Source organism: Sulfurimonas sp. HSL-1716 (genome assembly GCF_039645975.1).
GTDB lineage: Bacteria > Campylobacterota > Campylobacteria > Campylobacterales > Sulfurimonadaceae > Hydrocurvibacter > Hydrocurvibacter sulfurireducens.
Map to the genome: position 1 here is coordinate 1,157,659 of NZ_CP147918.1, position 12,009 is coordinate 1,169,667.

14 protein-coding genes are annotated in these 12,009 nt (G+C 40.6%); 8 read left to right on the top strand and 6 right to left on the bottom strand.

Annotated features, from left to right (window positions below; all coding sequences use genetic code 11):
• The first annotated feature begins 18 nt into the window (after positions 1-18).
• A complete protein-coding gene (locus WCY03_RS05970; protein ID WP_345991118.1) occupies positions 19-1,320 on the top strand; it encodes an SH3 domain-containing protein in 1,302 nt (433 codons plus the stop codon).
• On the opposite strand, the gene WCY03_RS05975 is transcribed toward WCY03_RS05970, so the two are convergent.
• Positions 1,310-1,615 (bottom strand): hypothetical protein, encoded by a 306-nt coding sequence (locus tag WCY03_RS05975; RefSeq protein WP_345991120.1) that lies wholly within the window; start codon positions 1,613-1,615, stop codon positions 1,310-1,312. The two genes, WCY03_RS05970 and WCY03_RS05975, sit on opposite strands and share 11 nt — an antisense overlap.
• 64 nt (positions 1,616-1,679) lie before the next feature.
• Positions 1,680-2,879: a tetrahydrodipicolinate N-succinyltransferase N-terminal domain-containing protein gene (locus WCY03_RS05980; RefSeq protein ID WP_345991123.1), complete on the bottom strand. Its 1,200-nt coding sequence runs from the start codon at positions 2,877-2,879 to the stop codon at positions 1,680-1,682.
• A 122-nt stretch (positions 2,880-3,001) separates the two neighbouring features.
• On the opposite strand from WCY03_RS05980, the gene WCY03_RS05985 reads away from it, so the two are divergent.
• Positions 3,002-3,472, top strand: a complete 471-nt coding sequence (locus WCY03_RS05985) for an ankyrin repeat domain-containing protein (RefSeq protein WP_345991125.1) — start codon at positions 3,002-3,004, stop codon at positions 3,470-3,472.
• On the opposite strand, the gene WCY03_RS05990 is transcribed toward WCY03_RS05985, so the two are convergent.
• Both WCY03_RS05990 and WCY03_RS05995 read right to left on the bottom strand, forming a co-directional pair.
• Positions 3,469-3,657, bottom strand: a complete 189-nt coding sequence (locus WCY03_RS05990) for a hypothetical protein (protein ID WP_345991127.1) — start codon at positions 3,655-3,657, stop codon at positions 3,469-3,471. The genes WCY03_RS05985 and WCY03_RS05990 overlap by 4 nt on opposite strands.
• A gap of 253 nt (positions 3,658-3,910) precedes the next feature.
• Entirely contained in the window at positions 3,911-4,648 is a 738-nt protein-coding gene (locus WCY03_RS05995) for a competence/damage-inducible protein A (protein ID WP_345991129.1), read from the bottom strand.
• Between the two features lie 118 nt (positions 4,649-4,766).
• Between WCY03_RS05995 and WCY03_RS06000 the strand changes: the two genes are divergently transcribed.
• The 3 genes from WCY03_RS06000 to WCY03_RS06010 all read left to right on the top strand — a co-directional run bounded on the left by WCY03_RS06000 (position 4,767) and on the right by WCY03_RS06010 (position 6,793).
• Positions 4,767-5,036, top strand: coding sequence for a hypothetical protein (locus WCY03_RS06000; protein ID WP_345991131.1), 270 nt, complete (start codon positions 4,767-4,769; stop codon positions 5,034-5,036).
• A 63-nt stretch (positions 5,037-5,099) separates the two neighbouring features.
• Complete coding sequence (gene adk, locus WCY03_RS06005; protein WP_345991133.1) at positions 5,100-5,747, top strand: adenylate kinase; 648 nt, start codon at positions 5,100-5,102, stop codon at positions 5,745-5,747.
• A 191-nt stretch (positions 5,748-5,938) separates the two neighbouring features.
• Positions 5,939-6,793: a serine protease gene (locus WCY03_RS06010; protein WP_345991135.1), complete on the top strand. Its 855-nt coding sequence runs from the start codon at positions 5,939-5,941 to the stop codon at positions 6,791-6,793.
• 36 nt (positions 6,794-6,829) lie between these two features.
• Here WCY03_RS06010 and WCY03_RS06015 read toward each other — a convergent pair whose 3' ends face one another.
• Both WCY03_RS06015 and aspS read right to left on the bottom strand, forming a co-directional pair.
• Positions 6,830-7,399, bottom strand: coding sequence for an adenylate kinase (locus WCY03_RS06015; protein WP_345991137.1), 570 nt, complete (start codon positions 7,397-7,399; stop codon positions 6,830-6,832).
• Positions 7,399-9,156 (bottom strand): aspartate--tRNA ligase, encoded by a 1,758-nt coding sequence (aspS, locus tag WCY03_RS06020; protein WP_345991139.1) that lies wholly within the window; start codon positions 9,154-9,156, stop codon positions 7,399-7,401. The genes WCY03_RS06015 and aspS overlap by 1 nt, the downstream gene beginning before the upstream one ends.
• Before the next feature lie 220 nt (positions 9,157-9,376).
• On the opposite strand from aspS, the gene WCY03_RS06025 reads away from it, so the two are divergent.
• The 3 genes from WCY03_RS06025 to WCY03_RS06035 are packed head-to-tail and all read left to right on the top strand — an operon-like array spanning position 9,377 to position 12,008.
• A complete protein-coding gene (locus WCY03_RS06025; RefSeq protein WP_345991142.1) occupies positions 9,377-10,849 on the top strand; it encodes an OprD family outer membrane porin in 1,473 nt (490 codons plus the stop codon).
• Positions 10,850-10,860: 11 nt separating this feature from the next.
• Positions 10,861-11,607 (top strand): molybdate ABC transporter substrate-binding protein, encoded by a 747-nt coding sequence (modA, locus tag WCY03_RS06030; protein WP_345991144.1) that lies wholly within the window; start codon positions 10,861-10,863, stop codon positions 11,605-11,607.
• Positions 11,604-12,008: a TOBE domain-containing protein gene (locus WCY03_RS06035; protein ID WP_345991146.1), complete on the top strand. Its 405-nt coding sequence runs from the start codon at positions 11,604-11,606 to the stop codon at positions 12,006-12,008. The genes modA and WCY03_RS06035 overlap by 4 nt, the downstream gene beginning before the upstream one ends.
• The last annotated feature ends 1 nt before the right edge of the window (position 12,009 follow it).

Consider the following 12,009-nt stretch of genomic DNA (forward strand, 5'->3'; position numbering starts at 1 on the left):
GGAAGCCCATTGAGGTATATGCCATTATTTTTTATCATGCTGTTTTTTACGGCTTGTACGTCTTTAAAAACCCTTGATTACGGAGATATAGAGGATCTTAAGGATCTGCCTCAAAAAACCGGTGCATATGCGTATCTTAAAGATGAAAATGCGTCTATCCTCGACGTTCAAAACGATTATGAAGCAAATTACTTCAGACCATGGGATATGGAATCGATAAAAACGGACGTAGAACAGATAAAATGGCCCTTTAACAACTATACGTCCAAAAACAGTTACGGTGAAAATTTAAGACATTTGTCGCAAAAATGGTTTGACAAGATGTATGCAAGATCGAACTTTGACGAATACGCTACGGTAAACAGAAAGGCGATCACCTTGAATTTTGCCAATCTCAGAAGTTTTCCTACGGACAAGCCTCTTTTTAAAGATCCGAATCAAGCAGGAGAGGGGTTTCCGTTTGATTATCTGCAAAACAGCTCCGTACATGCAAACGAACCTCTTTTTATCTCTCATTATTCCGATGACGGTGCATGGGTATATGTTTTTACGTCTTATGCGTCGGGCTGGATGCACAGCTATAATATAGCGTATCTCCCTGAACAGAATATAGATATATTGAAAAATTCCAAAAAGATATACATAATTACCGACGGATATCCGATAAAAGATGAAAGCGGACAGTTCATCTTTTATAGTCAGGTCGGCATGCTTCTTCCGCTGATCGACGAAAATGACGATTCTTACACGGCACTGGCGATAACAAAAGGCAAAGAGGATGCCGCAGCATACACGAAAGTAATAATCCCGAAAAATATCGCATCAGCCGATATTCTTGCTTTAAACAGAGAAAATATCACGCATGTCGGTGACGAGATGATGAATACGAAATATGGATGGGGAGGGATGTATAAAGAGCGGGACTGCTCATCTATGATAAGAGATATGTACGCTCCCTTTGGAATATGGCTTCCTAGGAACTCTTCTCAACAATCAAAAGTAGGAAAAGTGATATCGCTCAAAGATATGAGCAATGAAGAGAAAAGAAAGACCATAAAAGAGTACGGTATACCCTTTGAAACACTGCTGCACAGAAAAGGGCATATACTGATCTATGCCGGCGTGTACAACGACAAGATCATCGTCATGCATGATATGTGGGGAATAAAAACGAAACAGGGCGACAAAAGCGGAAGAATAGTCGTGGGTAAAACCGTTTTCTCATCTTTAGAAATAGGAAGAGAACAGAAGTTTTACGATGAAAAAAGCAGTTTGCTGCGTAAAATAGACAGCATGAATATCATAACACTCAAGCCTTGATGTCTAAAAGGCTTCCAAACATCTCGTTTTGAGTTTTGATCGCGTTTGCATTTGCACTCACAGAAGTCGAAATAGATATCTGATCTGGAATCTCTTTTGTAAGATCCGTCTGACTTTTTGTCGAGCCGTTGTCGTCTGCAAGTCTGGTATCGGCAGTCACGGTATCATCCGAAGAGTCTTTAAGTATCGTATCGCTCGGTCTGAATCCGTCGGTATTCACGTTTGCTATATTATTGGCATTATTATTCATAAAAACTTGATTTGCTTGAATGGATGAAACATTTGAAGATATCATAATGACTCCTTTTAGAGTCATTATAGAACGATTTAACTGAAGTTAAACTAATGTTTTTGAAATATTAATGCAGGTCGGCGTTTAGTTTAATCTCTCTGGTCGAACGGGATGCAGTCAGTTCACCCGTCAAAGAGTTTTGTCTAAAGTGAAGACCGTTTAATCCTGCCAGATCTTTTCCTTTGAATATCTCGCCGTTTAGGGAAACGCCTGCATTGACCTCTTGGATCTTTTCAAGTGCTTTTGGATTTATAACGATCTTTGTACCTTCTAAAACAGCGATACCCGCATCTATGATACAACCGTCGCCAAGAGGGATGCCGCAAACGCTGTTGGCACCCAGCAGACAGTTTTTGCCTATCGAGATTGGGTTTCCGTCGGTTCCGCTTAAAACGCCTAGTATCGAAGCTCCTCCGCCTACATCGCTTCCGTCACCGACGATAGCGGATGAAGAGATACGTCCTTCGACCATACTGACACCGGTCGTACCCGCATTGAAGTTGATGTAACTAGCACCCGGCATTACCGTCGTACCGGCATGCAGCTGCGCTCCAAAACGGACTTTTGAAGTTTCAAGTACGCGAGTGTTATCCGCAGGAATGATATGTTGCAGGAATCTTGGGAATTTATCGACAAAATCGATATGAGGATAAGAGTTGGAAAGTTTTAGCTCTATCTCAAATTCACGCAGCCATTCCAGCTCGATAGGATTTCCGTCCGACCATGCGACATTTGGCAAAGCTCCGAACGCTCCGTTTAGATTGATGCTTCTAAGTTGTACTTTTGCCAAAGAGAGCGCATAAAGTTTAAGATATGTGGCTTCGACGCTTACACAAGGAGCATCGTTAAATATAAACACGACTCTATATTCTCCCTCTCTATAGCCGTTTTCTTTCATAAGAGAGTAAAGAGTCGAAACGACTTGAATATTTTTATGTGCGTCGCCGTAAGCTTCGTCGCTGTAAGGAGTAAAAGCGTTTAGACAGCTTTCTAAAAATGAGAGATTGATATTACATACTACTTCGTTTTGGTTAAAATCTACTTCGACACCTTGTTCTTTTAATGCTTCTATGAATATCGCGGCACTTCCGAAGTTTTCATTCCAGTTTACGACAGGGTAGGTCGCTTGAAGGACTTTACTGCTGTTTAGCTGACCGAAATCCACTCTTGCGATACCAAATGCCAAAGGGTCTTTGTATCCTTGCGTGGTAGATTTTATATTTTCTATCAATGCTTTAAAAGCATCGCTTGTTTCTATTATTTGCATATTTATGTCTCTTTATCTTAAAATATAGTTGTAATTATACTTAAAAAAAATTAATCTTATTTTTCGTTGACTAAGCGGTACAAATCAAGTGTATAATTACAAATATATTAGGCGGTAAAAATATGAACAAATGGATTAGACTTTTACAGGACAATGACTATTTAGGCATAAAAAAATACATAAAAGAGGGTGCGGACGTAAACGAGTCCAATGATACGGAAGAATCGGTTTTGGCCTGCGCATTAAAGTACAGATGCGATGATGAAATAGTAGATATTTTGGTGCAAAACGGTGCCGATCTGAGGGATTTTAACGAAGACGGAGTAAGTATACTCGAATATGCGATCATGTATAACAAGATCGATCTGATCAAAAAGATAATCGAATCGGGAGTGAACGTAAACCATACAAACAGACCAAGCAGGTTTACTCCTCTTATGGGAGCGGTGTCTTACGGAAGAGGGGAGATCGTAAAACTCCTGCTTGAAAACAATGCAGATAAATACGCTAAGGACGTAAAAGGTCTAAGCGCATTGGATTTTGCAAAGAAAACACATAAAAAAAGTATGATCAAGCTGCTTGAAGAGGCTTAAAAAAATATACCTTGATTTTCATTATCCAGAGGTTTTCTTCTCTCTTTTGCCAGCCAGTCCTGCAGGAGTTGTTCGACGACCTTGCTTAAGCTCATCTTGTATCTGACGCGTGAGTACTTCATCGCATCGTCCCAGGTGTTTTTGTCTATCAACAAGCTTCTTGTCACTTCATCTTTAGGTTTCATGATATCTCCTACTATATAATAAACTATATAGTAGTGTATTCAATCTTTTAAACCTATGAATTTAAAGCTTAAACGTATAGTGTTTCTGTTTTTGATCATGTTTGGGAGGATGCAAATAAAAAGTTCTATATAGAACATACCCGGCGACTACAACTATGAGAGATGCCAGCAATAGATATATCAACATTCCGCTTCTCCTGGATAATATAGTGAAAAATCGTCATTGACTCAGTTTAACTTAAATAATCTTACACTAATCTTTACTAACATATCCGATATTTTTATCTTTGAGGTAGTTTACGAACTTATCAAACGCACTTTTTACTTTGTCAGGATCGTGGTAGCTTAGAGAAAGTTCGACCTGCGGATCGTTGTTGTTGAGAATAGGCAAAGAGGAGAGCTCGATATCCGAAGGGATGCTTTTCATGATATCTATGAGAGTGTTTTCGCTTGTATCTGCCAAAAGGGTCTTTCGATATCTTTTTACGGACTTGGAAAAGTATTTCTCCACACATTCCTTTATCATCGGGTGAGACATCTGGGGAAATCCTGGCACAAAAAAATATCTGTGTTCAAGCTCGAAGCCCGACATATTGTTGACGGGATTTTTTATCAGATTGGCGTTTTTCGGCAGTTGGGCCATATGTATGCGGTGAGGGTAGGCTTCCTCTTTGAACCTTTCGATAATATCTTGTTCAAACTTTTCATGACACACCAGAGGCTCGCCCGTAAAGACATCCGCTGCGATCTGTCTTGTGAGATCGTCGGGAGTGGAACCGATACCGCCGAAACTGAAAAGCACTGCTTTTTCATCTTTTTTTATTAGCTCGAAGGCGTTTTTTATCAGCTCCTTGTCATCTTTAATGATGAAAGTCGCAAAAAGAGTATGTCCGTATGAGTTCAAAAGATCTCTTATGAACTTAAAATGCTTGTCTTCTCTTCTGTTGTTTAGTATCTCAGTCCCGATGATGACCGCATAAAAATTGTACATGTCCCTCTCTCCGGCTTTTAAAAAAGTCAATGATTATAATGACAATAATGTTACATATGGCTTACATATAACGAACTATCTGCTATTATTTTACATAGAAAAACCTAAGGATAAAGATATGTCATATTCACAACAGCTTGAAGAGTTGATAAAAGAAAGCGTCATACCCGATATAGAAGAAAGAATGGACGAGCTCTACACCGTCATAGCCGATAAAAAGAACAGATCTATCGACGAAGCAAAAGAGGAACTAGAAGAGCTTATAGAGTTCCGCGACGACCTAAAAGACGTTTTGGTGGACATCGAATGCGGCGAAATCGACGAAGATGAATGCAAAGAGATGATAGCGGATATCTTGGAAGCTCAAAAAGGCGATGAAGAGGAGTGATCCTAGTTTTCTTTAAACTCATTTGTATATAATTGCAACAATAAAACAGATAGGACTTAAAACATGAGAATCATACTACTTGGAGCTCCCGGTGCGGGAAAAGGCACTCAAGCGCAATTTTTGACAAAGAAATATAATATCCCTCAGATCTCTACGGGAGATATGCTTCGTGCCGCCATCAAAGCGGGAACGGAGATGGGAAAACTTGCAAAAGAAGCGATGGATGCAGGCAAACTTGTAACTGATGAGATCATCATCGGGCTTGTAAAAGACCGTATTGCAGAAGATGATTGCAAAAACGGTTACCTTCTTGATGGTTTTCCACGTACACTTGCTCAAGCGGATGCTGTTACAAATGCAGGGATCAAAATAGACGCGGTCATCGAGATAGACGTTCCGGATGAAGAGATCGTAAAAAGAATGAGCGGCCGTCGTGCACACCTTGCGAGCGGAAGAACGTACCACGTTGTTTTCAACCCGCCAAAAGTAGAAGGCAAAGACGATGAAACAGGCGAAGAACTTGTTCAAAGAGATGATGATAAAGAGGAAGTGGTACTTGACCGTTTAAGAGTTTACCATGAGCAGACTGAGCCGTTAATCGGTTATTACAAAGATCAGGCTGCAAAAGATTCAAATATTAAATATATTACCGTTGACGGTACTGCTCACATCGACGAAGTTGAAAAAGCTATTGTTTCAGGATTAAACTAAGCAGTTTAGCAACCCTTCAAAAAGCAGTTACAGTTTTGTTTTGAACTGTGACTGCTGTTCTTCCATATTTCAAGTTTCCATCATATTTCTATGAAATAAGCAAAAATATTCAGAATAATTTATAATTTAGCAATAGTTGCATAAAATGAGTGATATAAAATAGCTATATTATAAAGAAGGGACTCCACAGGATGGCACCTAAAGATGACACAAACTGGATGAAAAAACTATCTCATGTAACAGTTAGACTAGAATCAAAATTAAAAGACAATACAATATCAGTAGGAACAGGATTTTTTTATATCTTTCAAGATGATTCAAAAGGATATCATTATAATATAATAACCAATAAACATGTTGTGCAAGATTCAATTGAAACTACTTTTTATTTATCATTAAAAGATGATGAAAACAAGCGTTCAAATCAAACAGTTCAAATTGGGCTAGATGAAAAAGATATGGTATGGATTAATCATCCTGATGCAAATATAGATTTGTGTGCAATGCCATTAACACCAATATTAGCAATACTTCATAAAGAAGCAGATTTTAAATTTCATATAGAATATATACATGGTTATATTTCTAATTTTTGGTCAGAAAAATTTACATCATATGAAGAAGTTTTAATGATAGGCTATCCTAATGGAATTTGGGATCAAATGAATAACAGACCAATATTTAGGAAAGGTATTACTGCTACAGATTATAATATAGATTATAATGGAAAAAAAGAATTTTTAATTGATATTGCAAGTTATGGTGGATCAAGTGGTTCACCTGTATTTTGGTATGACAAAAACAGCAAGAATCCAATACCATATCTATTAGGAGTGTTGTATGCTGGAATGGTGAGTACGTTAGAAGGAAATATAGAAATCGTTCAGATACCAACAGGAACAAAACCTATATCTAAAACACAAATACCTATTAACTTGGGAATAATTATTAAAGCAGAGTGTATTGATGCACTAGAAAAGGAATTTGTATCTTATGTATTGGATATAAAAGAACGATATAACAATACCTTAGATAGAAGCACTTAATCCTGTGAGAACAACTGCTTTTATGCTAAGCGTTGGCTATATCTTCGTTTTTATAAAACTTTCCATCTCGGAAACTATCTCTTCGATTGTTCCTTCACCGCTTATTACATGTAAAAGATTTTTAGCACTGTAAAAGTCTTGAATCTCTGCAAGAGGTTCTGTGTAGACCTTCATACGGTTGTTGAACACTTCGTTGTTGTCATCGGCTCCGCGTGCACGTCCTAGAACTCTGTCGCGCGCAGTTTCTTCGCTTACACGTACTTCTATGACACTGCCGAGCTCTAAAGAGGAGTCGGTTTGTAAGTACTCATCCAGTGCGTTAAGCTGTTCCATGCTTCTAGGATAACCGTCGATGATAATGATGTCACTCGGAGCTTTTTTGATGGCGTTTACGATGGTCTCTATGGCTATCTTGATGGGTACGATAAGCCCTTTGGATATGTAGCTCTCTATCTCTTTTCCGAGCGTGCTTCCGCTTGCAGCCTCCGCTCTGAGCATATCACCCGTGGAGTAGTGGGTTATTTGGTTGTTTTGTTTTGCTATAAGCTCAGCATCCGTCGTTTTACCGGAGCCCGGAGCACCGATAATAAGAAAAAGCTTTTTCATTACGCTTTTACTTGCTCGCGGATTCTGATGTGAAGCTCTTTAAGCTGGTCGCTGTCTACGGTGCTTGGCGCCTGAGTCAGGATACAAGAAGCTTTTTGCGTTTTAGGGAAGGCGATGACGTCACGGATGCTTGATTTTTTGCTTATCAACATCATAAGTCTGTCAAAACCGATAGCAAAACCGCCGTGCGGAGGTGCTCCGAACTTCAGCGCATCAAGCAGGAAGCCGAATTTATCTTGCGCTTCCTCTTCGCCGATGCCAAGAAGTTTGAATATCTCTTCTTGAATTTCAGGTTTATGGATACGGATACTTCCACCGCCTAGTTCAGTACCGTTTAAAACGATATCGTAAGCGATAGATTCGATCTCTTCGACATCCTCTTTATCTGTATCTTTAGGCATAGTAAACGGATGGTGAAGCGCTTTAACGCGACCGTCTTCAACCTCGAACATCGGGAAGTCCACGACCCATACGAATTCAAATCTGTCTTTGTCTACAAGATTCATCTTCTCATGTTCGGCGATGAAGATTCTAAAACGTCCCATATAGTCAAGTACCGTTTTCTTGTCGCCTGCACCGAAGAACACGACGTCGCCGACTTGAAGTTCGGTTCTCTCTATAATGAGCTGAATGTCCTCTTCACTGAAGAACTTCGTAAGCGGACCTTTAAGACCGTCCTCTTTCATCTGGAAGTATCCAAGACCGTGAGCACCGAATTTTCTTACAAAGTCTTCGAAGCTTTTCATCTCTCTTTTTGAAAATACCAGGTCAGCACCCGGGACTTTTAAAGCTTTGATGCGGTTCGTATGAGGCTTTTTGGCGATGTTTGTAAATATCTCGTTATCGCAACGCTCGAAAATGTCGATGACGTCGACCATTTTAAGGTCATAGCGCATATCCGGTTTGTCAGAACCGTACCATTCCATAGCGTCATTGTGTTTGATGCGGTTAAACGGCGGTTTTACGTCGATACCGCAAGCTCCGAACATTCCCGTTAGAAGCTCTTCGGCCACTTTGATGACCTCTTCTTGGTCGCAAAAGCTCATCTCGACGTCTATCTGCGTAAATTCGGGCTGTCTGTCGGCTCTTAAGTCTTCGTCTCTGAAACATTTTGCGATCTGAAAATATCTGTCAAATCCGCCTACCATAAGCAGCTGTTTGAAAAGCTGAGGAGATTGCGGAAGTGCATAAAACTCACCGTTGTGTACGCGTGAAGGGACTAGGTAGTCTCTCGCACCCTCAGGAGTCGATTTTGTAAGGATAGGCGTCTCAACTTCCAAGAAACCGTGTGCATCAAGTACGTTACGCGCTGCGATAGCGGCTTTTGAACGAAGACGGAACGTCTCGTACATCTCAGGATCACGAAGCTCTAAATAACGGTATTTCAGACGAGTCTCTTCACCCACATGTTTGTCGCCGATGACAAAAGGGGTAGGGGCGCTTTTATTTTCTATCTTTAATGTATCTACGACAAGTTCTATCTCACCTGTTTTTAAACGAGGGTTTACAAGTCCTTCGCCGCGGGGACGGATCTTGCCCGTTGCCACAAGCACAAACTCATCGCGAACGCCATCAGCAATTTTATGCGCCTCGGCATTGTCGGATGGGTCACAAACAAGTTGAATCAATCCACTTTTATCGCGTATATCGATAAAAATGATCCCTCCGTGGTCACGGTAGCTGTTCGCCCAACCAGCTACGGTTACTACTTCATCAACGTTCTTTATGCTTAAGTCTGTACAATAATGAGTTCTCAAATCTAGATTCCTAAAGAAAAATTTTTCGCGATTATAACCAAAGTATACTGATATCAATATAAATGCCTGCCCTTGACAAAACGTTATATAAAAATATATACTACGGTCATTATTTCCAAAAATACATAACGCTTTTTTCGTTGAAAGAACGATTTTTGCATATACCGTTATGTATTGAAATATATAACCGGAAAAACGGCTAATCAAAAAAAGGAAAAAGATGAACTCAAGTAAAATGGCAACAATATCTTTGGCGGCTGTACTCCTTTGTATGAGTACGCAGCTATCTGCACAGGATGATGCTCCAAAACAGGCATTAAAAACAAATTATCAGCTTATATACAATGTAAAACCGAAGCAGGCGGACAGTTTCGGCGATATGTTTAAAAAGGGTGACTTCTTCGGAAGACTGCGCTCAAATACATTTTTGTTTAATTGGGCGAACAATACCTCTAAAGACACCCTGTCAAGCGGTTTGGGCGGTTCTTTGGTGTATCAAAGCGCTGTTTATAATGATTTTGACGTAAGGCTTGGGTTGTATTACAGCCATGGTTTTGTGGACAATGCATCTTCGTCCGTTGCAAATCTAAAGGGAGGGGCGGACACTTTAAACAAGTATGACTACAACCAAAACGGTTCTCAGGATCTTTATGCGCTCTCACAGGCATATGTCCGCTACAGCGGCATCTCAAAAAGCGATATTATCGTGGGGCGCCAGCTGGTAGAAACGTTCTTTACCGCTTCAAATGACACAAAAATGATCCCTGAAACCTTCGACGGTATCGTTTTTAATTCCAAATCCATACCGAACACAAAAATACGCGTTGCATATCTGGCCGATGAGAAGATGCGCGGACACAGCAATACAAACTCTCCTTTGGTATACAAAAGCGGCTCTACGACAGATACGATCAATGATGATACGGCAATGCATAAAGGTTTGACATATACCAATCTGATGGCACACGGCAAATCCACCGCCGCACCGCTTATAATCGCAGAAGCGCATAACAGATCCGTTAAAAACTTAAAGTTAGATGCTTCAGGGTACAGCGTTCCCGAGCTGGTAGGGCAAGGCATGATAGAAGCGAATTACAAGATCCCTTTTAACAATGATCTTTCGATAACTCCCGGTTTTAGATATCTGCACCAATTTGACGAAGGTGCAGGAAAAGTAGGGGGTGCGGCACTTACCGGTTCGTTGGCGGGACATACCGGCGATTACGGCGGATATAAAAAAGCGGACTCCCTTGAATCCAACATGATCGCTGCTCGATTGGTAACGAAATACAAAAAACTTCAAGTGAATCTCGGTTACTCAAACGTATTTGACGAAGCGGATCTTGTAAACCCGTGGAGGGCCTTTCCTACCAGCGGTTATACGCGTTCGATGGCCCGCTATAACTGGTATGCGGATTCAAGAAGCTATCGTATTCAAATGACCCTTAACAAGAATAAAACAGGAGTGTACAAAGATCCGTACATCGAACTTTCTGCACTTCATACGGATAACGACGCGGCAAAAGGGTTATACAGTGAAAACTACTATTATGCGGGGATCACGCAAAACTTTCCCTCTATGCCTGAGCTGCAATGGCGTTTTAGAATCGGTTACGACGATGTCTTGAAAACTCCGACAACGACGGTCGATGACAACTTGGATACTCGTTTAGAGTTCAACTACCTGTTTTAAAAGGAAAAAATATGAAAAAAATAATCTTGGCGTTAATCGTTTCAATATCCTCTCTTTTGGCAGGCGAGATCAATCTTGCGGTAGCCGCAAACGTCAGCTATGCTATGGACGAATTAAAAGCGGAATTCGCAAAAATGCATCCCTCTACAAAAGTGGAAGTCACACTCGGAAGCAGCGGAAAGCTGACGGCACAGATAAACAACGGCGCGCCTTTTGGGCTTTTCATGTCCGCGAACATGAAGTATCCACAAGCCCTTTATAAAGAGGGGATGGCAACGACCAAACCTATAGTCTATGCACAAGGAGCACTGGCATACTTCAGCACTAAAAAACAGGATTTCTCTCAAGGCATAAAACTGCTCGAATCAAAAGATATACAAAAAATAGCGGTCGCAAATCCTAAAACGGCGCCTTACGGCAAAGCAGCGATGGAAGCAATGAAAAACGGCAGCGTCTTTGACAGTGTCAAAGACAAGTTCGTTTACGCCGAAAGCATCTCTCAAACGGTCGCGTACTCTATAAGTGCAGCAGATATCGGTTTTATCGCGAAATCTTCGCTTTACTCCCCTAAAATGGCACGCTACAAGGAAGGCGTAAACTTTAAAGACGTAGACGCAGACTTGTATACGCCGATAAAACAAGGTATAGTTTTGTTGAAATTTGCAAACGGCAACAAAGAGTATAGAGAGTTTTACGATTTTATCCTAAGCGCAAAAGCAAAAGAAATATTTAAAAAATATGGATATTTGGTCCAATGAATATGATCGATGCGGCTGTGACCGATATAAAAAAACATGAAAACATCTCAGCTGTATATTTTGATGCAAACGGCGTGAAGCTGAGCATGGTGGCACTTGAACTGGATCCTGCCATTGGACCGGGCATAAAAGTGAAGCTAAAAGTAAAAGCGACGAATATCGCACTGTCCAAAGGTCTGAACTCGCAAACAAGCATAGCAAACCAGCTTAAAACTGTTGTGCAAGATGTCGTACACGGCCAGATCCTATGCAGTGTGAAACTCGATATGCAGGGGGTGATATTAGAAAGTATCATCACCCAAAATTCTGCATCTGCTATGGGTATAAAAGCCGGTGACGAGCTCATTGCCTTGATAAAATCAAACGATGTATCGATAGCATCGTTTGAAGAAGAACATTAAT